This is a genomic window from Corallococcus llansteffanensis (assembly GCF_003612055.1).
Lineage (GTDB): Bacteria > Myxococcota > Myxococcia > Myxococcales > Myxococcaceae > Corallococcus > Corallococcus llansteffanensis.
Window position 1 is genome coordinate 1 of sequence record NZ_RAWB01000063.1, and the last position, 25,818, is coordinate 25,818.

The 25,818-nt window shown below is 71.1% G+C and carries 22 protein-coding genes; 10 read left to right on the top strand and 12 right to left on the bottom strand.

From position 1 onward, the window contains the following. The 4 genes from D7V93_RS08645 to D7V93_RS08660 all read right to left on the bottom strand — a co-directional run. The coding region (locus tag D7V93_RS08645) for a protein phosphatase 2C domain-containing protein (RefSeq protein ID WP_147451090.1) at positions 1–239 on the bottom strand (239 nt) is incomplete at its 3' end. A gap of 193 nt (positions 240–432) precedes the next feature. Next, the gene (locus D7V93_RS08650; RefSeq protein WP_120627027.1) at positions 433–1,122 is read right to left on the bottom strand and encodes an NUDIX hydrolase; all 690 of its coding nucleotides are present in this window, start codon (positions 1,120–1,122) and stop codon (positions 433–435) included. A gap of 97 nt (positions 1,123–1,219) precedes the next feature. Then, positions 1,220–2,221 carry a diacylglycerol/lipid kinase family protein gene (locus tag D7V93_RS08655; protein ID WP_120642933.1) on the bottom strand — a complete coding sequence of 334 codons (1,002 nt, stop codon included), beginning with the start codon at positions 2,219–2,221 and terminating at the stop codon, positions 1,220–1,222. Positions 2,222–2,305: 84 nt separating this feature from the next. After that, positions 2,306–3,310 (bottom strand): SDR family NAD(P)-dependent oxidoreductase, encoded by a 1,005-nt coding sequence (locus D7V93_RS08660; RefSeq protein ID WP_120642934.1) that lies wholly within the window; start codon positions 3,308–3,310, stop codon positions 2,306–2,308. Between the two features lie 280 nt (positions 3,311–3,590). Between D7V93_RS08660 and D7V93_RS08665 the strand changes: the two genes are divergently transcribed. The 4 genes from D7V93_RS08665 (at position 3,591) to D7V93_RS08680 (ending at position 10,580) form a co-directional block, all read left to right on the top strand. After that, the gene (locus D7V93_RS08665) at positions 3,591–5,372 is read left to right on the top strand and encodes an Ig-like domain-containing protein (protein ID WP_120642935.1); all 1,782 of its coding nucleotides are present in this window, start codon (positions 3,591–3,593) and stop codon (positions 5,370–5,372) included. Positions 5,373–5,458: 86 nt separating this feature from the next. Further along, entirely contained in the window at positions 5,459–6,994 is a 1,536-nt protein-coding gene (locus D7V93_RS08670) for a PEGA domain-containing protein (RefSeq protein ID WP_244237181.1), read from the top strand. A 52-nt stretch (positions 6,995–7,046) separates the two neighbouring features. Then, a complete protein-coding gene (locus tag D7V93_RS08675) occupies positions 7,047–8,468 on the top strand; it encodes an IgA Peptidase M64 (RefSeq protein ID WP_120642937.1) in 1,422 nt (473 codons plus the stop codon). 144 nt (positions 8,469–8,612) lie between these two features. Next, positions 8,613–10,580, top strand: coding sequence for an Ig-like domain-containing domain (locus tag D7V93_RS08680; RefSeq protein WP_120642951.1), 1,968 nt, complete (start codon positions 8,613–8,615; stop codon positions 10,578–10,580). Between the two features lie 93 nt (positions 10,581–10,673). Here the strand turns inward: D7V93_RS08680 and D7V93_RS08685 are convergent, their stop codons facing one another. The 3 genes from D7V93_RS08685 to D7V93_RS08695 all read right to left on the bottom strand — a co-directional run bounded on the left by D7V93_RS08685 (position 10,674) and on the right by D7V93_RS08695 (position 12,926). Further along, positions 10,674–11,213, bottom strand: a complete 540-nt coding sequence (locus tag D7V93_RS08685) for a hypothetical protein (RefSeq protein ID WP_120642938.1) — start codon at positions 11,211–11,213, stop codon at positions 10,674–10,676. A gap of 186 nt (positions 11,214–11,399) precedes the next feature. After that, positions 11,400–12,155, bottom strand: a complete 756-nt coding sequence (locus tag D7V93_RS08690) for an SIMPL domain-containing protein (RefSeq protein ID WP_120642939.1) — start codon at positions 12,153–12,155, stop codon at positions 11,400–11,402. A 126-nt stretch (positions 12,156–12,281) separates the two neighbouring features. Next, the gene (locus D7V93_RS08695; protein ID WP_120642940.1) at positions 12,282–12,926 is read right to left on the bottom strand and encodes a hemerythrin domain-containing protein; all 645 of its coding nucleotides are present in this window, start codon (positions 12,924–12,926) and stop codon (positions 12,282–12,284) included. Between the two features lie 305 nt (positions 12,927–13,231). Here D7V93_RS08695 and D7V93_RS08700 point away from each other — a divergent pair, with 305 nt between their 5' ends. Together D7V93_RS08700 and D7V93_RS08705 are read left to right on the top strand one after the other, a co-directional pair. After that, positions 13,232–14,215, top strand: coding sequence for a PDR/VanB family oxidoreductase (locus tag D7V93_RS08700; protein ID WP_120642941.1), 984 nt, complete (start codon positions 13,232–13,234; stop codon positions 14,213–14,215). 84 nt (positions 14,216–14,299) lie between these two features. Further along, positions 14,300–14,977: an RDD family protein gene (locus D7V93_RS08705; protein WP_120642942.1), complete on the top strand. Its 678-nt coding sequence runs from the start codon at positions 14,300–14,302 to the stop codon at positions 14,975–14,977. A gap of 61 nt (positions 14,978–15,038) precedes the next feature. Here the strand turns inward: D7V93_RS08705 and D7V93_RS08710 are convergent, their stop codons facing one another. Then, complete coding sequence (locus D7V93_RS08710; protein ID WP_120642952.1) at positions 15,039–17,345, bottom strand: serine/threonine protein kinase; 2,307 nt, start codon at positions 17,343–17,345, stop codon at positions 15,039–15,041. Positions 17,346–17,621: 276 nt separating this feature from the next. On the opposite strand from D7V93_RS08710, the gene D7V93_RS08715 reads away from it, so the two are divergent. From D7V93_RS08715 to D7V93_RS08725, 3 genes are all read left to right on the top strand, one after another. Further along, positions 17,622–19,373 carry a S8 family serine peptidase gene (locus D7V93_RS08715; RefSeq protein WP_120642943.1) on the top strand — a complete coding sequence of 584 codons (1,752 nt, stop codon included), beginning with the start codon at positions 17,622–17,624 and terminating at the stop codon, positions 19,371–19,373. Positions 19,374–19,569: 196 nt separating this feature from the next. Then, positions 19,570–19,977, top strand: a complete 408-nt coding sequence (locus D7V93_RS08720; protein ID WP_120642944.1) for a hypothetical protein — start codon at positions 19,570–19,572, stop codon at positions 19,975–19,977. A 140-nt stretch (positions 19,978–20,117) separates the two neighbouring features. Continuing rightward, entirely contained in the window at positions 20,118–21,281 is a 1,164-nt protein-coding gene (locus D7V93_RS08725) for a cytochrome-c peroxidase (protein WP_120642945.1), read from the top strand. Here D7V93_RS08725 and D7V93_RS08730 read toward each other — a convergent pair. The 3 genes from D7V93_RS08730 to D7V93_RS08740 all read right to left on the bottom strand — a co-directional run bounded on the left by D7V93_RS08730 (position 21,278) and on the right by D7V93_RS08740 (position 24,429). Then, entirely contained in the window at positions 21,278–22,720 is a 1,443-nt protein-coding gene (locus D7V93_RS08730; RefSeq protein ID WP_120642946.1) for a M24 family metallopeptidase, read from the bottom strand. The two genes, D7V93_RS08725 and D7V93_RS08730, sit on opposite strands and share 4 nt — an antisense overlap. 76 nt (positions 22,721–22,796) lie before the next feature. Then, positions 22,797–23,966 (bottom strand): Kelch repeat-containing protein, encoded by a 1,170-nt coding sequence (locus D7V93_RS08735; RefSeq protein ID WP_120642947.1) that lies wholly within the window; start codon positions 23,964–23,966, stop codon positions 22,797–22,799. Positions 23,967–24,114: 148 nt separating this feature from the next. Next, positions 24,115–24,429 carry a DUF2171 domain-containing protein gene (locus D7V93_RS08740; RefSeq protein WP_120642948.1) on the bottom strand — a complete coding sequence of 105 codons (315 nt, stop codon included), beginning with the start codon at positions 24,427–24,429 and terminating at the stop codon, positions 24,115–24,117. 203 nt (positions 24,430–24,632) lie between these two features. Between D7V93_RS08740 and D7V93_RS08745 the strand changes: the two genes are divergently transcribed. After that, complete coding sequence (locus D7V93_RS08745) at positions 24,633–24,830, top strand: hypothetical protein (RefSeq protein ID WP_120642949.1); 198 nt, start codon at positions 24,633–24,635, stop codon at positions 24,828–24,830. A gap of 7 nt (positions 24,831–24,837) precedes the next feature. On the opposite strand, the gene D7V93_RS08750 is transcribed toward D7V93_RS08745, so the two are convergent. After that, on the bottom strand, positions 24,838–25,818 hold a 981-nt coding region (locus tag D7V93_RS08750; protein WP_279636875.1), incomplete at its 5' end, for an ABC transporter ATP-binding protein.

Sequence of the window (25,818 nt, forward strand, 5' to 3'; positions counted from 1 at the left end):
GCCCCGTCCACCGTCTCGCCCCGCGCCAGCCGAGCCTGCGCCGCCTGCGCCAGCCGCCGCACCCCCAGCTGCGCCCCCAGCTCGCTGCACGGCTGGCTGCCACACCCGTCCGCCACCAGCGCCACCAGCCCGTGCTCGCTGTCCCGGACGCAGACGGCGTCCTGGTTGTTGCGCCCCGTGCGCGCATGCTCCCGGCCCTGCACCGAACCCACCGCGACGTCGAAGGGCAGCGTGGACATGGCTCTCCCGTGGCCCTCGAAGGGCACGCACGACTGGGACCTGCTGACGAGGAGGCGACCGGCGGCCGCCCTGACTTCGTGTCTCTACAACACGAACAATAGTGTCATAATGACACTAAGTCAAGGCGACCTGACGGGCCTGGCACTCCAGGGCCGCTCGGAGCAGGGTCGTGGACAGGAGGTGGGGAGGCCGTCAGAGCTCGAAGTTGAAGCCGGCCTTCTCGAGCTGTTTGTACTTCTTGTGGTCGAACCGGTAGAGGCGCGCGGCGCGGTGGGAGACGTCCTGCTCCACCTCGTCCAGCTCCTCCAGCAGGTCCATGGCGAGGATCTTCTTGCGGAAGTTGCGCTTGTCGAGCTCGCGCTCCAGCACCGTCTCGTACAGCCGCTGGAGCTGCGACAGGGTGAACTTGGGCGGCAGCAACTCGAAGCCGATGGGCTGGTAGCGCACCTTGCCCTTGAGTCGCTGCAGCGCGGTGGCGAGCACCTCCGCGTGGTCGAACGCGAGCTTCGGCGTGTCCCAGACGGAGAACCACGCCGCCTCGCGCGCGTCGGTGGCCGCCTGCAGGTGGTGGGCGCTGAGCTTCACCAGCGCGAAGTACGCCACGGTGATGACGCGGCCCCGGGGGTCGCGCTCCGGCGCGCCGAACGTGTAGAGCTGCTCCAGGTGGCTGGTGCGCAAGCCCGCCTCCTCCTCCAGCTCGCGGCGCGCGGCGTCCTCCAGGGACTCCTCCATGCGCACGAAGCCGCCGGGCAGCGCCCACCGCCCCGCGTAGGGCTCCACCCCGCGCTGGATGAGCAGCACCTTGAGGTCCTCGTCGTCCAACCCGAAGACGACGCAGTCCACCGTCACCGCCGGGCGCGGGTACTCATAGGTGTGGCTCACGTGGGAAGCCTCCGTCCCCGCCGGGTACCTCCCCGCGCCTGGGCTTGCGGCATCGTGTCCAGCGGACACGGTGCGGGCAAGCACCATCCGCGCGCGCCTACACCTCGACGAGCCGGCGCAGGCGGCGCCAGTCGACGAGCTGGACGTTCTCCTCGGCCAGGTCGAACTCCAGCGAGCGGCGCATGCCCAGCACGTCGCCGCCCATCTGGAAGGGCACGTCGCGGTCGAAGTCCATGCGCACGCGCTCCACGAAGAAGTCGTGCATCCGCGGCATGGGGTGCTCCCCGCGCCACAGGCGGAACATGTTGCGCGTGGCCTCCATCACACTGGCGCCGTACACGCGCACCGACAACCGGTGGGGCACCGTCTGGGCGAAGGGGAACGCCTTGAAGCCGAAGCCCCACTCCGTCGTGGTGGCCGCGCCGGCCACGCCCGCGGGCCCCTGGTACAGGAGCGCCCCGGGCCCGCCGTTGGGGATGGGCCGCACCGCGCCCGTCGCGTCCACCGTCAGCGCGGAGTCGCCCACGTTGTAGACGGACACGTTCGGGTTGCCCTCGCCGAACAGGTGGCGCGGCACCGTGCGGGTGAACATGGCGCCCATGTAGCCGCGCAGACCCGCCTGCGTGCTCTTGAGCGGCCCAGCGACGGCGAGCTGGTTCTTGAAGTCCTGGATCATCTCCGCGTCCCAGCCCGTGCCCGCGAAGGGCGCCACCCGGCCCTCCACCCGCACCAGCGAGAAGGGGCGCAGCGGCGGCAGGCGTTCGCCATACGCGGCGATCTGCTTGAGGGCCACGTGGGGACGGGGGGCGCCGGTGACGCGGGCCCAGGCGTTGCCGGTGCCCAGCGGCAGCACGCCGATGGCCGGCAGGGCCACGCCCTGGGAGCGCAGCTCGTTGAGCAGGCCGGTGATGGTGCCGTCGCCTCCGCCCGCCAGCAGCAGGCTGGGCGGGTCTTGCCGCAGCTGGTTCACCCACTCCCGCGCCTCTTCCAGGGAGCGGGTGAGGGCCACCCGGGCCCGGGGCAGCAGGTGGCGCACGAGCCCCCCCATGCCTTCAGACCCTTTACGCGCACGCAGATTGACGAGGACGGCGATGTTCATGGCGGGTGCGACTCTTCCCCAGGTCATGTCATGGCCCCGTCACGGAGGCCCCCGGCGTGAGGGCGCACGCCTGAAAGATGGCCATCACACCCCCAGGGCGTGCGAAAGCCGCGCGCCCAGGCGACGGTCGCTCGCACGGCGGCGCAGGGTCACCGCCGCGGCGGCCAGCCCTCCGGCGACCAGGAAACGGCGCAGCCATTGTTTTCCGGCCCCGTGGTAACCGCCCGACGTTCCGGTGCCCTCGGCCATGGGCTGGAAGACGTTGCCGGGGGTGGGGCCCTGCCGCTCGTCCTTGAAGTGGAGCACGTCCGTGCCGGCGCTCAGGGTGCGCTCGAAGGTGCGGGGCATCAGCCCGTGCATCGCGGCGAAGCTCTTGCCCGCGGGGCCCACGAGGGTCTCCGGCTCCGGGTGGCGCAGGACGCGCAGGATGGTGCGGGCCACGCGCTCCGGGGTGTAGACGGGCTCCACCGGGCGGATGCGCCAGCCGGTGTAGTTCGCGGTGTGGCGCCACAGCGGCGTGTCGATGGCGGCGGGCATCACCGTGCATACGTCGATGCCGGTGTTCAGCAGTTCCTGGCGCAGCGACGCGGAGAAGCCGCGCACGGCGAACTTGGAGGACACGTAGGCGCTGACGTACGGCGCGGGGACGCTGCCGAAGGTGGAGGACACGTTGACGAGCGTCCCGTAGCCCTGGCGGCGGAACTGCCCCAGGGCCGCGCGTGAGCCGCTCACCGTGCCGAAGAAGTTGATCTCCATGAGCTGGCGGAACGCCTCGTCCGGGGTCTCCTCCAGGCTGCCCAGCATGTAGACGCCCGCGTTGTTGACCCAGCCGTCGAAGTGGCCGAAGGCGCGCACGGCCTCCTCCGCCAGGTGGCGCACGGAGGCGGCGTCCGCCACGTCGGTGGGCACCACCAGGGCCTGGACGCCCAGGGCCTCGCATTCGGCCGCCAGGTCCTCCAGCGGCTCCTCCCGGCGCGCGGCCAGGACCACGTGGGCGCCCTTCTTCGCCAGGAGCAGCGCCGTGGACCGGCCGATGCCGCTCGACGCTCCGGTGATGACGATGACCTTCTTCTTCCAGACGCGATCCATGGGATGGGTTCCTCGGGGTGGCTCGATGGCTCGAAGGTTCGGGTTCCGCGGGTTCGATGGGCGCCATTCGTGACGCCCCACGTCGGAAAATGGGGATGAAGCAGAAGTCGTACCCGGGCCTCCGGCGGCTCACCCGGGGAGCAGCCAGCGGAGCAAGGCGGCCCGGAATCCGGATGGCCGTCCACCTTCGGGACCGGGAGGCAATCCCCGAGGGCCGCTGGCCTGGAGGGCGGACAGTCCGGTAGAGGGCGGAACACGGCCTGCATCGTCGGCCGGTCCTATGAGCCCTCGTCAGCGAGTCTTCCCATGGCCTTGGGGGAGCATCGTCCTGCTCCTCAGCACGGCCTGCCTGAGCATTCCGTCTCTCGACGCATCCAACACCCAGGTCCGCATCGCCGGCCCCGAAGCACCGACCTACACGAACGGCATCGTTGACGTACGGCTGGAGGTCACTGGGGACACCCCGTCTTCCGTGGAGCTGCTGCTGGACGGTGAAGTCCTGGCCACCGTCGAAGCTCCCTACAACTACCCGTGGGACACGACGTCAGTTCCTGAAGGCCTCCATCGGCTGACCGCGAGGTCGATTCTGGGCAGTGCCATCGCAACCAGCGAACCCCGTGAAGTGGTGGTCGACCGGACGCCTCCCGCAGTAGTTTCACGGACGCCAGCGCCTGGGGCACAGGACGTCTGGGTACGCGGCCCCATCCAAGCCGTCTTCAGCGAACCCATCCAGCCCGGGTCCCTCACGGACGCATCCGTAAGGCTCAAGCGGGACAGCATCGACATCTCGAGAACGCTGTCCCTGTCTCCCGATGGAAGAACGCTCGCCGTCAGCCCGGTGACGGCATTCACCGCGTCCAGCAGCGCCAGCCTGGTGCTGACCCCTGGCATCGCGGACCTCGCAGGCAATTCTCTTACTGCCCCCAACGAGGACTGGTCTTGGGACATGCCCTATTGGATCCCGTGGGGAACCGCGCAGGGGGCTACCGCTACGGGCGGTACGGTGCAGCTTGGCAGCTACGACTTCGACTCCCGGGGCACCCTGTTTGGCGGATGGCACATCACGGAGGGCTCGGCTCGCAGGCTGTTCGTACGGAAATGGGAACAGGGCGCATGGCACCCGCTTGGCGAGACACTCAGTGGGCCTGCGGCAGACTCCTACATTGAGGAATCAGCGCTTGGGGTGGACACGAATGAAGTGCCGATCATCGTGTGGAGCGAAGCGGACACCCTGGGCATCTTTCAGCTCCATGCGAGCCAATGGTCGGGAACTCAGTGGGAGTCCGTGGGTGACCCTTCAAGTCCGTCGGATGTGCTCACCCACAAGCAGTCCCCATCGTTCTTCCGGACCTCCACCGGAAAGCTCGCCCTCACCTGGAGGGAGTGGAAAGGCACCAGTGCTTCGACGTGCATCAGCACGTTCGATGAACCGCGTCGGGGATGGCAAAGGCCGTTCAAATGCATCGCCACCCCGACTCCGGATGCCCGCGAGAAAAATCAAGCGGTCCTGCGGTTCACACAGTCAGATTCACCCATGATGGCATGGGTCACACTTGGAAGCCTCTGGACCTTCCACATCAGCCAGCTGGTGGGCCAAGACTGGGTTGAGATCGAAAGCGACATCACTACAGATACTCAAGGCCCCTACATCAGCATGAGCGTTGATCCCACCGGCAATCCAGTCGTCGCCTGGATTCAGTCCGACGGGAATGCCTACAGCCTTTATGTCAACCGCTGGAACGGCACCCAATGGGAATCACTCGGCGGACAGCTCGACGCGATCGCTGGGAAGACTTCCGTGGTCGATCACTCACTGACCGCCGACGATACAGGCGCTCCAATCGTCGCATGGACAGAGCAGGGCACCCTTTCTGGGAAGATCCACCTTCGTCGGTGGCATGACAACACCTGGGATGTCGTTGACGCTCGATCGACACCACAAGAAGGCCTCAGTCTCAATGGATTCCGACGTACGGCGTCGGGGACGCTCTTGCTGACAGGGATGGCTCCATCAGCGGGGTCGCAAGCATGGCGGCTATGGGTCAGGCAATTCAATCAATGAACGGCCAAAGCATTCGTCGCGCCTCTTCTTCATCGTCCACACGAAGCATCCTCCTCAATCCTCCACTCCAGTCAGTGGGCTCCTTCTTGAAAAAGACCCCGTTCGCGATTGCCCTCTTCTGCCTGATTGCCACCACCGCCGCGCAGGCCTCGCCCCACCGGATGGTGGTCTCCAGTGGCGACTGCCGGGACGCGGAGCTGAGCGGCCAGTCGAAGGCGTTCTACGACGCGCTGCGCGCCCGCCCCGACCAGCGCCTGCTGGGCGCCGCCGAGTTCGGTGAGCGGCTCTTCCCCACACCCTCGCGTTCGTTCGAGGACCTCCAGCGCCAGCTCGACGCCGCGCAGGACCAGTTCTACGAGGGTCGCAACGCCCGGGCCTCGCAGTTCCTGGATGATGCCCTCCGAGACATCGGCCGGCTGCCGCCGGGTGAGCCGCGCTGGAAGCTCTACGTCCGCGCGCAGTTGCTGCACGGGCTCAACCACCGGGCGCTCGGGAAGACGAAGGACAGCGACGCGGCCTTCCTCAAGGTCCTGCGCCTCCAGCCGAAGTACCAGCTCGACCCGGATCAGTTCGCCCCATCCCTGCGGCAGGCGTTCGAGAAGCTGCGTCGCGACCAGGCGCGGGCCCCGAAAGTGAAGCTGTCGGTGAAGTCCACCCTGCCCTCGTCGGACGTGTACCTGGAGGGCCTGGGCGTCGGTCAGACGCCGGTCCTGCTGGAGCTCCCCGCAGGCGCGTATGAGCTGTCCGTGGTGAAGGGCGACGCGGTGAGCTTCCCCCGGCAGGTGCAGGTCCAGGGCGCGGACACGCCGCTGCTGGTGGACCTCGCTTACGAAGGCTCGGTGACAGCCGCGCCCTTCCCCTGCCTCTCCATCGTGGACGGCAGCGAGGAGCGCACGCTGAGTCATGCGGTACGCCTGGGCGGCACGCTCGGCGTCGAGGAGGTCATCGTCGTGCGCCTGGAGCGGCCGAGCAGCGGGCCCAAGTGGTTCGCCGCCACGGTGCTCAACGTGGAGGGTGGCCAGAAGCTGCGCGAGGGCGGCTTCAAGACGCAGGGCCTGGATGCCCCCAGCAAAGCGCTCTCCGCGCTCGTGGACTTCGTCACCACCGGCCGCTCGCCCTCCAACCTCGTCGTGATGAACAACACCAACGGCCGGGCCCCCTGGGACGCGGGCGGCGGGCGTGGCGTGACGGCCTCCAGCACGGGCGCGGATCTCACCGCGCCCAGCCTGCTGTCGGAGGAGGCGGAGGTGTCCACCACCGCCGCCCGTCCGCGGACGGGCCTGCGCGTGGCGTCCTACGTGGCGCTGGGCGCGGGCGTGGCGGCGCTGGGGGGCGCGGGTGTCGTGCGACTCCTGGCCCAGAAGGACCTGGACGGCCTGGAGGCCCGCCGCGCGGCCAACGATGGGCGACTGGTGAGCACGGACACGGAGGCCGTCGCGCTGCGCGGCGCGCTCGTGAAGAAGAGCGGCCTCATGACGGGGCTGCTCGTGGGCGGGGGCGCCGCGGTCGTCACGGGGGCGGTGCTCTTCCTCGTGTCCTCGCCCGCGAAGGCGCCGCCCGTCACGCTGGGCGTCGTGACGGACGGGACGGGCGCGGCGGCGGCGGTGTCCGGCTCGTTCTGACCGGACGTTCCCGCGAGAAGCGCCTTGGGTGGTGCGCATAGAGTGCCGCCCCATGCGCGCTTCCCTCCTCCTGCTGTTGCTCACGGCGAGCACCACCCTCGCCGCGCCCCGGACGTTCCGCGTCGACTACTTCCACACCGGCAACGCCACCGAGGAGCGCTTCAGCCTGGAACGGCTCGTCGTGGAGCCCCTCCCCTGGCCGGGCCACCTGGCGCGGACCGTCGACGACACGAACCTGGGCAAGTACCTCTTCGAGGTGCGGGACCGGCAGACGAACCGGCTCCTGTACTCGCGCGGCTTCGCCTCCATCTTCGGCGAGTGGGAGCTCACCCCCGAGGCGAAGGAGATGCACCGCACCTTCGGTGAGTCGCTGCGCTTCCCCACGCCGGACCGTCCCGTCCAGGTCATCCTGAAGAAGCGCGACGCCCAGAACGCGTTCCGGGAGGTCTGGTCGTTGGTGGTGGATCCGAAGGATCCGTTCGTCGACCCGTCCTCGCCGCCCGTGCCGGGCGCGCTGCTCAAGCTCGTGGAGAGCGGCCCCTCGCAGGACAAGGTGGACTTCCTCATCCTGGGGGATGGCTACACGGAGGCAGAGCGCCCCAAGTTCGAGAAGGACGCGCGGCGGCTGGTGGACATCCTCTTCAGCACTTCGCCCTTCAAGGAGCGCAAGTCGGACTTCAACGTCTGGGGCTTGATGCCCGCGGCGGCCGAGTCCGGCGTCTCGCGCCCGTCCACCGGCACGCACCGCCGGCCGCCCCTGGGCTCCACCTACGACGCCTTCGGCGCGGAGCGCTACATCCTCACCTTCGACAACACCGCCCTGCGCGACACCGCCGCCTTCGCGCCCTACGAGTTCGTGGAGATCCTGGTCAATGGCAACACCTACGGCGGCGGAGGCATCTTCAACCTCTTCAGCACCGTGGCGGCCGACAGCCTCTGGGCCCCGTACGTCTTCGTCCACGAGTTCGGCCACCACTTCGCGGGGCTCGCGGACGAGTACTACACCTCCGCGCCCATCTACGGCCCCGCGCCCGAGGACCGCGTGGAGCCGTGGGAGAAGAACGTCACCGCCCTGAAGGATCCCGCGCAGCTCAAGTGGAAGGACCTGGTGTCCCCCGGCACACCCATTCCCACGCCTTGGAACCAGGCCACGTATGACGCGCACGCGCTCCAGGTCCAGCAACGCCGTCAGAAGATTCGCTCGGAGCGCAAACCCGAAGCGGAGATGGACGCGCTCCTCCTCTCGCAGCGGGACTGGGAGGAGAAATTCCTGGGCACGCAGAAGGTCTCCGGGAAGGTGGGCGCCTTCGAGGGCGCGCACTACGAGTCGCGCGGCTTCTACCGTCCGCAGGCGGACTGTCTGATGTTCACCCGCGACCGCGTGCCCTTCTGCGCGGTCTGTCAGCGCGGCATCCGTGAAATCATCGACCTCTATGCGGGCCCCTCCGTCCCCCAAACGCGGAAGAGTCCCTGACTTTCATAGATTCCCCGGGTCCTGAGCGTGACAGGCCTGTGGCACGCGGTGGGGCAAATGGACGCCCCTCGGTTTTCGGGTGTAAGGGGAAGCGGATCTGGATTTGGAAGTCTGCCGTCTGAACACCCCATGGGAGGCATTCACATGCTGAAGCGAAGCTGGCTGCCGGCGCTCGTGACCACTGTGCTCGTCACGGTCGGCACGGGTTGTGGAGACGAGTGCGTTGATCAGTTCGACTGTCGCGACAAGGGCGTGCCGCCCGAAGGGCAGGTCTATGCCTGCGTGGAGAACAAGTGCGAGCTGCGCACCCTGAACCTGCCGCCCGAGGAAGACGCGGGCACGGAGACGGACGCGGGCACTGACGCCGGCACCGACGCGGGCACCACCGACGCCGGCACGGACGGCGGCACCACCCCGACGTGCACGCCGGCCTGCACGCTGACGCAGGTGTGCAACACCACGACCCTGACGTGCGAGGACTCGGGCCCCGCGGTCACGGCGACCAGCGCCCAGATCGCCGCCTTCCTGGCCGTGGCGCCGACCGCTCCCGCTCCCGCGCCCACGCCCATTGATCCCCCGCTGCCCATCAACGGCGCGTTCGTCACCTACATCAAGCCGGCGGTCGGTGCGGATGTCGCGGGTTTCTTCCTCCAGGCCGAAGCGGCCGGACCGGCGATGTTCGTCGCCTCCGACCCCGGGACGCTGAAGGTGGGCGATCGCGTCAACCTCAATGTCGGCGGCACCGTGTTGCAGAGCGGGGTCAACAAGTCAGCGACGACCATCACGGGACTGACCGTGGTCAGCCAGGGCCACCCCGTGCGCAACCTCAGCACGGCGACGCCCGCGGGCCTCTTGGTGGATCAGTCCAGCGCGCCGGCGGAGGAGCTGCTCAACAAGCCGGACACCTATTTCGCCACTCTCGCCAGGTTGACCGGTACGCTCAACGGCGGTTCTGGGGGGAGCGGTGGTGGTCACGTGGCGTTTACGCTGAAGACGGCGGGCATCAACAACGCGAACCTCAAGCTGCGCGTGACGGAGACGCTGGCCGCGGAGCTGGGCCTGGCCGACACCTGCGCCGTGACGCTCGACGCGGGTCCCATCTGGAAGTTCACGTCGGCGGCCACGCCTCCGGTCTCGACCATGCAGCCGTCCGCGTACTACCGGGCGGACCTGACGGGCATCACCTGCCCGGCTCCGACGCTGGCGAGCGCTTTCGCGACGTCGCTCACCCAGGTCAAGGTCTCCTTCAGCCGTCCTGTTGACGCGGCGAGCCTCACGGCCGTGCCGACGCAGTTCACGTTCAGCAATGGCCTCCAGGCCCTGAGCGCGACGGTCAGCGGCAAGGACGTCCTCGTGACGACGAGCGACCAGACCGCGGGCGCGGACTACACCGTGTCCGTCGCCACGTCCGTCAAGGACACCCTGGGCGCCGCGGTTGTCAGCCCCAACACGGCGAGCTTCAAGGGTTTCCGGACGGCGGCGGTCCTGCGCATCACCGAGGTGCAGCCCAGCGCGGCGACCAATCTGGACTTGGTGGAGCTGCAGGTCGTGACCGCCGGTACGACCAGCGGCCTCCAGCTCCTGCAGGACGTGAACTCTGCGGTGACGCTGGCCACCCTGCCTGACGTCGCCGTCGCCGAGGGGGACATCATCGTGGTCCACATCAGCGGTACGGCGGACAGCGAGACGACCGCCAAGAACCAGTTCCCTGCGGGCACCACCCCGGGCAACTACGACACGGCCTGGGACTTCAAGGGCGGAACGACCGGCATCACCTTCTCCAGCCGCATCATCCTGGTGCGCGACGCGCAGGCCCAGCTCCAGGATGCGGTTTCGTTCGCGCGGAACTCGGGTACGCCTCCTGCCGCCTTCCCGGGCAACCTCCAGGCGATCCAGGCCGCCGGGCAGTGGCTGCCCGCAGACTGCGGCGGCGTCCTGTGCAGCACGACCAGCACGCCGACGGCGCTGGAGGTTTCGGCGGACTGGACCACCCTGCTCGCGTCGAATGCGACGCCGGCCTCTCCCTCGGTCCGCCGGGTGAGCGCCACCGACACGAACACCAAGGCTGACTGGGCCGTGGGCGCTTCGTCCTGGGGCGTCGTCAATCCGTAGTCCCCGCTCCTGACGTCCTGAAGTGACAGGGCCGCGATCCTCCCGGGGATCGCGGCCCTTCTTCTTGGCGGCAGGTGAGGCGCGACGCGGCCCTCAGCGCAGGGGCACGGACTGGGGTTCCGGTTCGAACGCCTTGCGCGCGGGCACGACCTCCAGGTCCCGGGCAATCCACCCCTCGTCCCGGGCCTCGTAGGTCACGCGCAGCTCATCCCCTTCCTTCATGTCGCGCAGCTCCGCGGACTGGCCGTCCCGGCGCAGCTGCGTGCCCTCCTCCACCCAGACCTCGCGCTCCTCACCCTGGCCGTCCACGAAGAGCACCTCGTTGTCGCCCACCCAGGACACGCGGCCCGCGGCCCAGCCGTGGGCCTGGGGCCGACCCGAACCGCCGGTGCCATCGGGCGTCTCCGGCACCGTGGCCCCTCGGGCCTCCTCGCCCGTGGCCTTCAGCGCGTTCGGATCCACCCGCTCCTTGGAGGCCATCAGCCCGCGCAGCACCTCCGAGCGGCCCTCGCGCTGCCTGGCGGACGGGCCCTCCGGCTTCGACTCACCTCCGGTGCCGCATGACGACAGGCCGCTTCCCAGGCCCAGCAGGCCCAGCACCAGCAGGCCCGCCGTCCCGCGTCTTCCACGCATAGGCCATGACCTCCCGCTTCGGGCGAGGGAGCCCCTGCTTCCCATGCTGGGCCAGCCCCCGCTTCCTCTCGGGGAAACATGCGGACGCATCGTCCCCCCGGGAACCACGGGCTTCAGGCCCGGGGCTCGACCGGCCGGAGGACCCACCCCTCCCGGCAGGAGGGCAGGAGGGCGGGCGCCCGGCGTCTAGCGCGCGACTTCGATGGCGAAGATGAGCGTCACCTTCGCCTGCACCGCCTGCTCCTCCGGCTGGATGGGCGTGGTGGGCGCGGCGCGCGACTCGGCCATGTCCATGGCGAAGGTGGCCGGGTACAGGCGCGGCGCTTCCGTCACCGTGCTGGCGTCCAGCACCGCGCCCAGCTTCACGTTGAGCGCCGTGGCCAGCACCTCCGCCGACTTGCGCGCGCGCACCACCGCCTGGCGCAGCGCTTCGCCCTGCACCGCCTCCTGGCGGCTCAGCCCGAAGCGCACCGAGTCCACCCGGTTCGCCCCCGCCGCGAGCGCCTTGTCCAGCAGGCCGCCCACCTTGGCCAGGTCCGTCACGTGGACGCTGACCAGGTTGCTCACGCGGTAGCCCTTGAGCTTCGGCTCCCCGCCCTGCGGCGGCGACGGCGTGTACTCCGGGTAGACGTTGTAGTTGCGCGTCTGCAGGTCGCGCTTCGCGATGCCCGCGGTCGTGAGCGCCGCCAGCACCTTCTCCATCCGCTTCGCGTTCTCCTCGCCCGCGGCCTTCGCGTTCGGAGCGGACGTCTCCACCGCCACGTCGATGAAGGCCTCGTCCGGCTGCGCCTTCACCTCGCCAGTGCCCTCCACGCGCAGCGTGCGCACCTGCGGATCCACGGGGGGACGCGGCTGCGGCGAACCGGGCGGCTGCGACTGCGCGGCGGCACTGAAGCCCGCGAGCACCACCAGCGTCGACAACATCCTGCGAACAGCGGACATGGCGCCTCCTTCCAAGGGCCGGGGAAACCTCCCGCGTCTAGCGCGAAAGCCCCCCTGCCTCCAGGACGACCCGGGCCCGGCGGACATTCACCGGGCCCGTGACGTCGTGCGCCAGACGGTCCTGCGTCAGTGCGTCAGCGACTCGCCAGCGGAGTCCATGGACAGGGGTGCCTCCGGCTTGCGCGCAGGCCTCCGCGTGGCCTTGCGCACCTGCGTCTCCGCCTTGCGCCGCGCGGTGCGCAGGGCATCCCGCCCCATGTCCATCACCGCGGACACCGCGCCCACCAGCAGGTTGCCCGGCGGCGTGTCCGGCGCGGCCGGGTGCGGGTGCGTGGGCGCCGCCCGCTTCGCCAACTCCAGCGCCTCGCCCACCTGCTTCAGCTCCTGCGGCTTGAAGACCTTCCTCACCTCCGGGAAGAGGTACTGCTCCTCCTCGGTGACGTGGGCGCGCACGTTCTCCATCAGCACGTGCACCTTCGCGTCGAAGCGCTCCGCCTCCGGCGGCATCGTGTCCAACTCCGACAGCACCCACTTCACGACGTGGTGCTCCTCCAGCGCGCGCAGCACGTCGGCGGAGAGCTCGTCGGCCCGCGCGCGCACCGCCGGGTAGAAGACCTGCTCCTCGATGGCCGCGTGCACCGACAGCTCGCGCACCATCTCGTCCACCAGCTTGCGCTTGTGCGCGAGCGCGTGGTCACCCGACTTCTCGAACTTGCGGAACAGCTGCTCCACCGTCTTGTGGTCCGCCTTCAGCAGCGTGATGGCATCCATCGGCCGTCTCCCTTCATCGGGGGCCCGCGCCTCCCCCCTCCTGAATGCGCAGGAGCCCCTCTCCCTGGCGCAGCGCGGCACGTTGCGAATGGTGGGGATGGATTCCCGTCCGTGCCCACCCCCGCTTCCCCGCTCTTCGCGGCAGCACGGTGGGCAGGCAGGCGGGCAGCGGTGACTGTCCGGAAGGCCGCAGGGAGCCGCGACCGGGCGCCACTCCCCCAGAGGCATGGCCATCCGCACCGTGCCCGACATCCGAGCCAGGGCGTCCTCGCGCGGGCGGCGGGAAGGGACACAGGGGGCACACCGTGACGACGAAGACGCTGCGCGTGAGGGTGGCTCGCATCACCCCGGAAGCGGAAGGCATCCAGTCCTACGAGCTGGTCTCCGAGGACGGCGGCGCGCTGCCCGACTTCGAGGCCGGCGCCCACCTGGACGTGCGGGTGCCGACGTTGAACGGCCTGCGCCAGTACTCGCTGTGCAACGACCCGGCGGAGACGCACCGCTACGTCATCGCCGTGCAGCGCGACGCGAACGGACGCGGCGGCTCCCGCGCCATGCACGACCACGTGCGCGTGGGCGACGTGCTCACCGTGAGCGAGCCCCTCAACGACTTCCCGCTCCTGTACGCGCGCGGCTACGTGCTCATCGCGGGCGGCATCGGCATCACCCCGCTGCTGGCGATGGCGCGCGTGCTGGAGCGCACCGGCGCGGAGTGGGTGCTGCACTACTGCTCACGCAGCGCGGACCGGACCGCCTTCACGGAGCTCCTGTCCTCGCCGTCCTTCGCCGGCCACGTGCACCTCCACCATGACGGGGGCGACCCGGCGAAGGGCCTGGACGTGAAGGCGCTGCTCTCCACGCGCGGCCCGGGCACGCGGCTGTACTGCTGCGGCCCCGCGGGCCTGATGCGGGCCGTGCGCGAGGCGGCGACGCTGCACCGGTGGCCCTGGGAGAAGGTGCACTTCGAGGCCTTCACCGCCGAGGGCACCTCCGCCACCAGCGCCCGCGTGGAGGAGGAGTTCGAGGTGGCCCTGCGCAGCAGCGGCCAGGTGCTCCGCGTCCCGGCCGGCACGAGCGTGCTCAACGTGCTGCGCACGCACGGGGTGAAGGTGGAGAGCGATTGCGAGGCGGGCTCGTGCGGCACCTGCCTCACCCGCGTCTGCGAGGGCACGCCCGAGCACCGCGACACCTTCTTCCAGCAGGAGCCCGCCGGGGAGCCCGCCGGGGACGCGCGCATGCTCGTCTGCGTCTCGCGCGCACGTTCCAAGCGGCTCGTGCTGGACCTGTAGTAGAGGAGGCCAGTGCCGGGACGCTCGCGTGAAGGGAGCGCCTCCGCCGCGCGGGCGGCCCATGCTCGCGCACGAGAGAGGCTGATGAGCGACGGGACGCTGTTCTCCATGGAGACAATTCCCACCGAGGCCCGGTACCAGGGCCGGCTGTGGGTGGCGGATCTGCTGGACCTCACGGGCGCGGCGCTCGTGGGCTGGGGCGCGGTGCGCGCGGCGGAGCAGGTCACCACCGCCGGAGCGCTCGTGCTCGCGGGGGCCGTGGCGTGGTTCGCCCTGTCCGCGGTGGGCGGGCTGACGGGCCGCACCCCGGGCCGTCACTTCCTGGGCCTGCTGCTGGAGCGCGGCGAGGGACGCGCGCCGGGTCTGGGCACGGGTCTGCTGCGCGGCCTCACCGCGCCGGTGGAGCTGCTGCTCCAGGTCGTGCTGCAGCACCGGCCCCTGGACGCGCAGCTGGGGGTGCACGCACGGCCGCTTCCGGGCGGCGCGCGCGGCTGGGTGCGGGGCCTGCTGCCCCAGCTCGTCGGGGTGGCGCTGCTCGCGGGCGCGGTGTGGAGCATCGTCACGCCCACGCGCCAGGAGATGCTCCAGTACCTGGACTCCACGCTGACCGGCTGGCACTGCTGCCACGGCACGCGCGAGGTGACGTGGCAGTGCCGCACGTCCCTGTCCCGCGCGGTGCGCAACGCGAAGGGGGGCGACGCGGAGGTGGAGAAGCTGCTGCGCGCCGAGTGCCCCGTGGCCGCCGCGCGGCTGGGGCCCTGAGGCCTCCCGCACCGAAGGAGCCTTGAGGGGCGCCCTCGAAAGGGGCCCCTCGGGGGAAGGGCTACTCCGGCTTGCCCAGCACGAAGTCGCCCTGACCTTCCTTGCAGATCACGCGCACCATGCGGTCGCCCACGCCGGGCGCGTTCGGATCCACCTTGAAGTAGCGCTCGTGCACCTGGACCACGTGCCGCGTGTAGGGCTCCAGCTTCGCCATCGTCGCCTGCTGCCGCCTCGCCAGGACGATGGTGCACTTGGTCCAGGTGCGGGTGTCGTTGTTGATGAGGGTGAGCGTGCGGTTGAAGCTGCTGCCCAGCAGGCCGTCCATCGTCGCGAGCCCCAGGAGCGGGGACGTCTCCGGCGGCTTCTCCTCGCGCACCGGCTCCGCGACGGGCGTGGGGGCCACGGGCTCCGCCGGGCGCACGGGCAGCACCACGAAGCGCGGCTCCTTCGCCGTGTTCGCATCGTCGTCCAGCTTCAGGGCGAGCTGATCCCGGTTGGGAGGGATGAACTCCACGCGGGCCTGCCCCAGGAGGGGGCGCTTGTTGGAGCCGCGCGAGGCCGACGGACCCACCACCTGCAGCGACAGGCCCGCGTTGAGGCCGCGCCACGCATCCATCCGCGCCACGTGCTGGCCGCCGCGCAGCTCTTCAATCAGCACCACCGGCGTGGTCACGACCACCGTGCGCGGGGGCTTCCGCACCTTCGACACCGACGCCGTCTTCACCTGCTTGTCGGGCGCCACCACCGGGGGCAGCTCGGGCGAGGCCGGCTCGAGCCCCGCGTCTGGCACCGTGTCCTCCGCGCCCGCCACCTGGGTGGGCGGCGTCACCACCGGGGGCGGCGCCACCACCGGAGGCGGTGCCACCACGGGGGGCGGTTCGGCCGCGGCCACCACCGGCGCGGTGGGAGGCGGCAGCGGCGCGGGGGTCCCGGTCGGCGCGTTCGCGTGGATCACATACGCGGTGAGGCCCGCGGTGACGCCCACCAGCAGCAGCGCGGCCACGGCGATCCGCGCCACCGGGCGGCGCCGCTCGGGCTGATCCAACGCTTGCGACGTTGATGCCGCCGGAAGCGAGGGATCCGCCACCCGGTGCACCGCGGTGGCGCCCAGCGCGGACTCGTCCGGGGCCTCGTCGCTCCGGGCCACGCCGCCGGAGCCCGGGGCACGCGTCACGCCGCCGGAGCCCGAGGCGTGGGACACGAACGTGCCGGACGGGCCCCGCGCCGGGTCCTCCCGTTCGATGCGCGCGGTGTCCCGCCGTCCCGAGCCCACGTCACCCGCGGTCCGCGGCGCCGTGGCCTGCTGATCAGGGCTGCTGCCGGTGCCGGAGTTGCCATACAGGCCGGTGCCGGAGTTCCCGCGCGGGGCCGGCGGCGGCGTGCGGCGCTCGCCCGTGACGCTGGAGGCCAGCTTGCGCTGCTCGGCGAAGGCCTCCGGGCAGAGGGTGCGCACGAACTCGCCCACCTCTTCGGCCCCCATCGCGGCCCCGGTGCGCAGCAGCTCCGCGTTGAGCGCGCGGCTGAAGTCGTCCGCCCGCGCGTAGCGGTCCGCCGGCACGGGCGCGAGCGCGCGGCGCACGACGGCCTCCAGCGAGGGCTCCACGTCCGGCCGGAGGTCGCCCAGGGGCGGTACCACCGGCTGCGACATGGCCGCCATCATCTCACCCACGGTGCCGTGGGGAACGAGCCCACGGCCCGCCAGCATCTCCCACACCACCACCGCGCAGGAGTAGATGTCGCTGCGGTGGTCCAGGGGCTCCGCGCGCACCTGCTCCGGCGACATGTAGCCCAGCTTCCCCATCACCGTGGCCGGCAGCGTGTACTTGCTGCGCGCGGTGGACTTCGCGAGGCCGAAGTCGATGACCTTCACCTCGCCCTCGTACGACACCATCACGTTGTGCGGGGACACATCCCGGTGGACGATGCCCAGGGGATCGCCGTCCGTGCCCGTCTTGCGGTGCGCGTACCCCAGCCCCTCCGCCATGCGCTGGCCGATGTAGAGCGCCACCGGCACCGGCACCGCCCGGCCCTGCACCCGCGCCTGCTCCAGCAGGTAGCCCAGGTCCACCCCCGCCACGTACTCCAGCGCCATGTAGTAGGTGCCGTCCGCCTCGCCCATGTCGTACACCTGGGCGATGGACGAGTGCACCAGGTGCACCAGCACCTTGGCCTCGTGATGGAAGCGATCCAGGAACTGCCGGTCCTTCACCAGCGCCGGCAGGATGGTCTTCACGATGCAGGGCTTCTCGAAGCCCGCCGCCCCGGTCAGCTTCGCCAGGTACACCTCTCCCATGCCGCCCTGGCCCAGGAGGTGGACGAGCTCGTAGCGCCCGAAAAACCGAGGGGACTCTGAGGGTGCGGTGCTCATGGCTTCGGCGCGGGAGCGCAGCACGGACTCCCCCATGGAATCAAGCCGCGCGCCTCGCTTCCCTGCCTTCTCTCCAGGCCTCGGACACCGCTGACGCCAAAAATGGAAAGTCCCGGAGGTGACGGAAACCCCGGAGCTGGCTTCCTCCTGACAACAACCGCGGTGTGCACCTGAGCACGTCCGGGGCCGCGCGCCCCGCCGGACGTTGCCGCTTTGGCTCCGCATGCGTTCCCTGAGGGGGCCTCCCGTGGATCGTCGTTCTGGAAGGAGTCGGCCATGATGCGATGGGGATTCGTCGGTGTGCTGGCGCTGGTGGCATGTGCGCCGGAGTCGTCCAGGCAGGCCTGGTCACAAGGGCAGGCGTGCCCGGGCGTCATCGCCGGAGAAGTGACGCAGCATCAGGGCATGGATGGGAACCAGCCCTCGAGGGAGCCGGACGACGGCCGCACGGCGGCCATCATCCGCTTCCGCAAGGTGAGCGGCACGCAGGCGTCGCGCGTCACCGCGGCCGGCGCCGACCTGGCGCGCGATGTGGGGGCGAAGGTGAGCTTCGTCTACCGCAACATCCCCGCGGTGGCCGCGCGCGTGACGCCCGAGGAGCGCCTCGCGCTGGAGCAGAGCGAGCTGGTGGAGAGCATCGAGGAGGACCAGGCCTGGTCAGCGCAAGGGCTGACGCCCGGCCTGCTGCCCGCCCGGGTGATGGCGGCCTCCCAGGGCGTGCTTCCCACCGGGGAGTACACCGAAGCGCTGCGCATGGTGCAGGCGCCGGAGGTGTGGGACGCGGACGCGGACGGCGTGCTGGACGTGGGCGCCCCCACCGGCGAGGGCGTGAAGGTGTGCGTCATCGACAGCGGGCTGGACATGAGGCACCCGGAGCTCCAGGGCGCCGTGGTGGCCAGCCATGACTTCCTGGAGGGGGACGACGACGCGAGCGACGTGGGCGAAGAGGGCCAGTGGGGCATGGGCCACGGCACGCACGTGGCGGGCATCATCGCCGCGCGGATGGGCCAGGGCGGCGTCACGGATCCGCAGTCGCACCCCGGCGGCATGGTGGGCGTGGCCCCCCGCGCCCCGCTGCTCATCGCGCGCGTGCTGGACCTGCAGGGCCAGACGCAGATGAGCATGGTGTTCTCCGCGATGGAGTGGTGCGAGTCCCAGGGCGCGCGCATCGTGTCGATGTCGCTGGGCGGAGGCACGCCCACGCGCAGCTCGGTGGAGGCGTTCAAGGCGGCGTTGGATCACGGCATGCTGGTGGTGGCGGCCGCGGGCAACCAGGGCGGGCCGGTGCTGTACCCGGCGTCGGACCCGTCCGTGATCGCGGTGGGTGCGGTGGACGTGCACGAGCGGCACGCGGGCTTCTCCTGCGTGGGGTCCGACCTGGACCTGGTGGCGCCCGGCGTGGACGTGCTGTCCAGCTTCCCCCGGGGCCTGGGTGCCTTCTCGCAGATGTCCGTGAACGACACGCAGCCGATGTCGCGCTCGCTGCTGTTCTCCCCCACGGGCAACACCGCGGGCCGGCTGGTGGACTGCGGCCTGGGGGATTCGCTGGACGCATGCCGGGGCGCCACCTGTGACGGCTTCGTCGCCTACGTGCGCCCGGGCGCGGTGCCCATCGACCAGGCCATGTCCAACGTGATGAGGCAGGGCGCGCGCTCGGTCATCTTCAGCGCCGACGACGGCCCCGCGGGCGGCGAGGTCAACATCCTCTCCCTGCCCCGCCGGGGGCAGTGGGCGCCCGCGGTCAGCGTCAACCAGGCCACGGGCACCATGCTGCGCCAGCGGATGGGCAGCCACGCGTGGGTGAACCTCTTCCCGGTGGACTACACCCACTCCTCCGGCACCTCCATGTCCGCGCCCTTCGTCAGCGGCGTGGCGGCGCTGCTCTGGAGCGCCCGGCCGGAGCTGACGCCGCTGCAGATCCGCGAGGCGATGCGGGCCTCCGCGCGCGACCTGGGCATCCCGGGCCGGGACCCCGTCTTCGGTCACGGGCTGGTGCGCGCCAAGGACGCGCTGCAGCGGCTGCCGTGACTTTCCTTTTCTCAAGAGCCGGGAAGGGAATCCGGGGGGATGTTGACGAGCGGAAATCCCCCGCACGGACGCAATCACGAACGCACTCCCCCGTGGAATGAACACGCGGCGGGATTGTACGTGGCGCGCGCCGCTGGCTGCCGGGAGGGCAGCCAGCCGGCGTGAAAACCCTTTCATTCTTGAATTGAGGATATCCATGTTGCGAATCGCTGTTGCCGCCCTGGTCCTTGCCGCCACCGCCTGCGCCTCGACGTCGAGTGGTGCGGCGGCCGGAGGGCGTGGGGGCAACGCCACGGTCACGGGCAGCATCACGTACCCGGAGAGCGGGCTGCAGGGGGAGCCGTGCTCGTCCGTGAGCGTGAAGGTGACCGAGGGAAACTCCGCGGCGCTGGGGGCGGGTGAGGTGAAGCAGAGCCGAAACAACCGCTGCAGCTTCACGGTGACGGGCCTGCCCGACGGCACGGACCTGCAGGTGGCGTTGGTGGTGGATCCGGGCCTGAAGTGCGCCAGCGGCGCGGCGCCCACCGCGACGCCGGGGCCCACGACGATGAAGATCGCCAAGTTCGCGGCGCCGGTGGTCAGCTACAAGCTCACCTGCGGGTGAGCCGGAAGCCCTGAAGGGCCGGGGACGCGCCACGTCATGGGGCGTCCCCGGTGGTCTTCCGGAGGACGGGAGACCTGGCGGGTGGGTTCGGCCGGGGACCATTGATTGCTGAACACAAGGGGGCGAAGCTTCGCGGGCCCATGTCCCTGTTCCGTCTGCGTACTGCCGTGCTCGCCCTGGCCCTGCTGGGGACGGGTTGCGAATCCGAAGCACCCTTTCCGAGTGAAGACGAGCTCGACGCGTTGAACACCCTGCACACGCCCAGCGCGCGTCCGGAGGTGGACCCCACCAACAAGTGGGGGGACAACCCGGACGCGGCGGCACTGGGGCACCGGCTGTTCGAGGATCCGGGGCTGTCGCGCTGCGGGACGGTGTCCTGCCGCAGCTGCCACGACGGCGAGGGCTACACGGTGGAGACGCCCACGGCGGAGGGCTGCGGGGGCCAGCGCACGGAGCGCAATCCGCCCAGCCTGCTGAACGCGGGCTACAACCGCTGGTTCATGTGGGACGGGCGCGCGGACCGGCTCTGGTCGCAGGCCATCCTGCCGCTGACGAACCCGGTGGAGATGGACTCGGACGCGGTGGTGGTGCGCGCGCGGCTGGTCGCGGAGCCCACCTACACGGCGGCGTACACGCAGCTGTTCGGCACGTCGCCCGCGGACGAGCAGGACGGGGACCGGCTCCTGGCCAACGTGGGCAAGCTGCTGGCCGCGTACCAGCGCACGCTCAACCGGACGGACGCGCCCTTCGACGCGGACGTGCGGCGCTTCCTCCAGGCGGTGCAGGCGGGCACGGCGGAGCAGGACCCCGCGTACCTGGGGCTGAAGACGTTCGTGCGCAAGGGCCAGTGCGTGGTGTGCCACAAGGGCCGCGCGCTGTCGGACGACAAGTTCCACAACGTGGGCCTCAAGGACCCCGGCGCCGGCAAGCGCGGCCAGGCGGACGCGGTGGACGCGCTCCTGTCCTGGAAGTTCAACGCCGCGGGCCTCTTCAGCGACGCGCCCGCGGGCACGGACGCGGCGCGGCTGTCCGCCCTGCACACGCAGGCGCAGAGCAAGCCGGAGGAGGTCGTGGGTGCCTTCCGCACGCCGTCGCTGCGCAACGTGGCGCTGAGCGCGCCGTACATGCACACCGGCGCGGAGAAGTCGCTGGAGGACGTCGTCGACTTCTACAACGAGGGCGGCGACGCGGACGGCACCTTCGTGGGCGTGCGCACGGAGACCATCGTCAAGCTGGACCTGAGCAGCGAGGAGAAGCAGGCGCTGGTGGCGCTGCTCAAGTCCTTGACGGGCGTGGCGCGCTAGCGCACCAGGTGGAACGCCGTCTGGCGCTGGTAGGCCCAGTGCACGGCGCCCTGGGCATCCAGCACCACGTCCTCCTCCTGGCCGGAGCGCACGGGCTGCTGGCCCCACTCCGGGACGGGGGTGGTGGCCTGCAGCTCGATGGCGAACCAGGACTGGGGCATCACGCGGTGCTCGCCGTTGCCGGGCACGCCCTCCTGGCGGTCCCACATCCCAATCATCGGGCCGGCGCCGTGGCCGTTCAGTCCAATGGGGTGTGAGTACACGGTGCCGTCGAGGCCCTCCGCCTTCATGCGCGCGAGCGCGGCGCGCAGCACCTCGTTGCCGGTGCGGCCCGGTTTGATCTCCCCGGTGACGATGTCCTGGAGCCGGTTGGAGTTCTTCAGCGCGGCCTTGAGGCCGGCGGGCGCGTCCGTCTCTCCTTCGCGCAGCACGTAGCCCATGTGCTGGGTGTCGGTGTTGAGGCGGAGCGCGGTGATGCCGAAGTCGCAGTGGAGCACGTCGCCGCGCTGGATGACGGGATTGGCGCCGAGCTGCTCCTCGGAGGCGCCCTTGCGCTGCACGTCCACGTCGGGCTGGAACCAGGTGTCCAGGCCCTCGTCGGCGAGCCGCTGACGCATCCACCACTCCACGTCCTGGGGGGTGGTGACGCCGGGGGTGATGACGGCGTTGGAGAAGGCGGTCTGGATGATGCTCCAGGCGTGCTTCGTGAGGTCCTCGAAGAAGCGGACCTCGTCGGCGCTCCGCCAGCCGAGCATGTCCAGGGGCAGGCCGCCGGCGGGCTTGAAGCGCTTCACCCAGGTGGGGCCCAGGGCCTGGGCCATGCCTTCGTATTCGCCGTGGGTGAGGCCATCGGCGAAGGCGATGGCGGGGGACACGTCGATGGCGATGGACTGGGGCTTGCGCTCCTCGACGACTTCCTTGAGGAGGGTCCACTGTTCGGGGCCGAGGAGCTCCGCGGCGCGCTGGCCGCCGCCGCGGTCCACGAGCTGCGGCGCGCGGCGGACGTCGTAGAGGCCGCCCTGCGAGCTGCCGCCCAGGGCCAGCCGCTCCACGCCCTTGTCGGCGCCCCGGTCGAAGAAGACGTAGATGGTGCGGCGGCGCGCGGCGAAGGTGGTGGGGGACACGAGCGCCTTGAAGACGGGGTCTTCGTTGTGCTCGCGCATGGGGATGATCCACATCTGCACGCCGTACTTGCGCATGAGCTGGGGCAGCGCGGTGTCCAGGCGCTCGCGCAGCCAGGCCTGCTGACGGTCCGCCTGTTCGCGCAGCGTGCCGAAGGGGCGCTCCGGCGCGGCGGGGGCGACAGGCGCGGACGCGATGGCCACGGGCGCGGCGGCGGCGACGACCGGGGGCTCCGTCTTCGCGGGAGCGACGGGCGCGGTGGCGCAGGCGGAGGAACAGACGAGCGGGACGACGAGCAGGTGTTTCCAGGAGCGCATGGGCGCGCAGTCTGTCACGCGCTCCCACGCGGTGCCGCACCGATGCGCGGTGGCAAGACGGGCCTGGGTGCAGGCTCTACCTGGCAGCCGTGGGATGGCTGTCCAAGGCCCGGGGCTCCTCTTCTGGGGATGCCTGGGCCTCGACCGGGGCCGGGACGTATTCCTCGCTCGTAGCCAGCGTGCCCAGCTCGTTCACGCCGCCCACCACCAACACCGTGCCCCGACGCAGCCACAGCGCGCCTGCTTCGCCTCGTGGCTCATGCAGCGTGGGTGCCTGCGTCCACGTGCCGCGCACCGGATCAAACCGCTCCGCCGCCGCCAGCGTGCCGCGAGTGGAGTGCTCTCCGCCCATCACCAGCACCGCGCCCTCCGCCGTCACCAGCGCCGCGTGGTGCTCGCGCGGCAGCGTGGGCGACTCCACCAGCTCCCACGCGTTCCGCTCCGGCACGTACACCTCCGCCGTCCGCGCCGCGCGCTCCGTGGTACCGCCCACCACCAGCACGCGCCCGTCCGGCAACAGCGTCACGGTGTGCCCCAGCCGGTGCGTGCCCGCCGCGCCTCCCACCGCGCCCGCCTTCTCCCAATGGCCCGTCACCGGATCGTACAGCTCCGCCTGCAAGCCGCTCACGAACAGCACCCGGCCCGACCGCAGCACCACCGCCGTCCCCGCGCCTCCCCGCACGAAGCCCGGGGCCTCCGCCGGCTGCCAGGCTCCCGTCGCCGGGTCGTACAGCTCCGCCGAACGCACCGGCCGCAGATCCACGTCCGTGCCGCCCGCCACCAGCACGCGCCCATCCGGCAACAGCACCGCCGCCGGGTCGTTGCGCGCCTCGCCCAGCGACGCCGCCGCCGTCCAGGTCCCCGTGTCCGGCGCGTACAGCTCCGCGCTCGCCAGCGCCCCTACCGTCACCCCGTTGGAGCCGCCCACCACCAACACCCGCCCGTCCGCGAGCCGCACCGCCGCGTGGTTGCGCCGCGCCGTGCGCAGCGCCCCCGTGGGCCGCCACCGTCCGGTGTCCGGGTCGAAGACCTCACTGCTCCCCAGCGTGCGGTGCCCGTCGTGCCCTCCCGCCGCCAGCACCCGCCCGTCCTCCAGCGACACGTAGGGCAGCAGCCGGCGCGGCGTGGACAACAGGCCCGGGGCGGGCGCCTCCACCTGCCCCGCGTCCGCTCGCGGCGCGGGCCCGCACGAGAACATCACTCCCAACCACAGCGCCGTGACGCAAGATGTCGAGAACCGTCGCATGACCCCACCGGGACGTCTGGCCGAGGGGTCCGTCTACCGCGCCGGTCTGACACCGAAGCCTGGCCAGGCCCAATGATTCCAGGCCCTTGCCCTGCCCTCCGGGTTGGAATGCCCCCGGCGGCCCGGGGGCATCCGTGGCGCGCGGACGTCAGTGCCGCATGGGACCCAGGGGGTCGTTCGCGGGCTCCGCGTCGATGCCCTCGCTGTGGCGCGGCGGCAGCGCCCCGCCGTCGTCGTCCTCCTCCAGCGTGAGCTGCGGGTGGTCGGCCGACTTGAGCAGGACCTCGTCCCCGCGCACGGCCTCCACGTCGGAGAACTCGACGAGGTAGTCGCGCCGGGGAATGGGAATGAGGCCCCGCTCCAGCTCGAAGTGCGTGTCGCCCACGCCGGCCACCCGGCCCAGCGTGTGTCCGTCGGCGGTGCGCACCGCCATGCCCTCGCGCACGTCTCCCGCGTGAATCATCGTGTCGCTCCTCGCGCTCGAAGGGCCCGGGAGCGCTTGCCGCCGGGCCGTGGCCTCCCCTCCCAAGGTGGGGTCGCTTCCGCGGCCGTGCGCGTCGCTGCGGGCAGACCGGGGAGCCCCCGAGCAGGCTCCTCCCACGGCAGGGAGCCGGCCCGTCTGCCCGGGGTGGCGGTGCCTACCGTTTCCCCAGGAGGTCCCCCACGATGCTGCTGGAACTGTCGAACGAGGAGTCGCGCGTCCTGAAGGACACGCTGGACGCGGCCCTGCGCACGCTGCTGGATGAGATCGCGCACGCGGATCAACGCGAGTTCAAGGAAGCCCTGCGCCACCGCTACGACCGGCTCCACGACCTCCAGCGCCGCCTGGAGCCGCTCGTGGACAGCGAACAGGTCTACGCCTGACGCGACGTCACAGCGCCCGCCCCGTCTTCCCATCGAACCGGCGCAGGTGGCGCGCGTCGTGGCGCAGCCACACCGGGGCTCCGCTCGCGGCGCGGAAGTCTCCGGGCGCCCGGGCCACCAGTCGCTCGCCTCCGGTCTCCACCGTCACCCAGACCTCCGCGCCCATGGGCTCCACCAGGTACACGCGACCGTCGCGCGCATCCTCGGGACGGGGACCCTGGCCTACGTGAAGGTGCTCCGGCCGCAGGCCCAGCACCGCGTCCTCCGCGGGCAGCCCCAGCGTGTCCGGCTTCACCAGGTTGATGCGCGGCGAGCCGAAGAAGCCCGCCACGAACAGGTTCGCCGGCGCGTCGTACAGCTCGCGCGGCGGAGCCACCTGCTGCACCTCGCCCTGGCTCATCACCACCACGCGGTCCGACAGCGTCATCGCCTCCGCCTGGTCGTGCGTGACGTAGATGAACGTGGCCTGGAGCTGCTCGTGCAGCTTCTTGATCTCCCCTCGCATCTGCGTGCGCAGCGCTGCGTCCAGGTTGGACAGGGGCTCGTCGAAGAGGAACACCTTGGGCCTGCGCACCAGCGCGCGTCCCAGCGCCACCCGCTGCCGCTGTCCACCCGACAGCTCCTTCGGCCGGCGCGCCAGGAGCGCCTCCAGCCCCAGCATCCCGGACACCTCGCGCACCCTCGCGTCGATGTCCGCGGGCCCCATCCCCGCCACCTTCAGCGGGAACGCCAGGTTCCCCGCCACGTCCAGGTGCGGGTAGAGCGCGTAGCTCTGGAACACCATCGCGATGTCGCGCTCGCGCGGGGACAGCTCGTTCACCACCTGCCCGTCGATGCGCAGCGTGCCGCCCGACAGCTCCTCCAGCCCGGCGATGAGGTTCAACGTCGTGGACTTGCCGCACCCGGACGGCCCCACCAACGACACGAACTCGCCGTCCGCGATGTCCAGCGTCACGCCCTTCACCGCCGCCACCCCGCCCCGGTACAC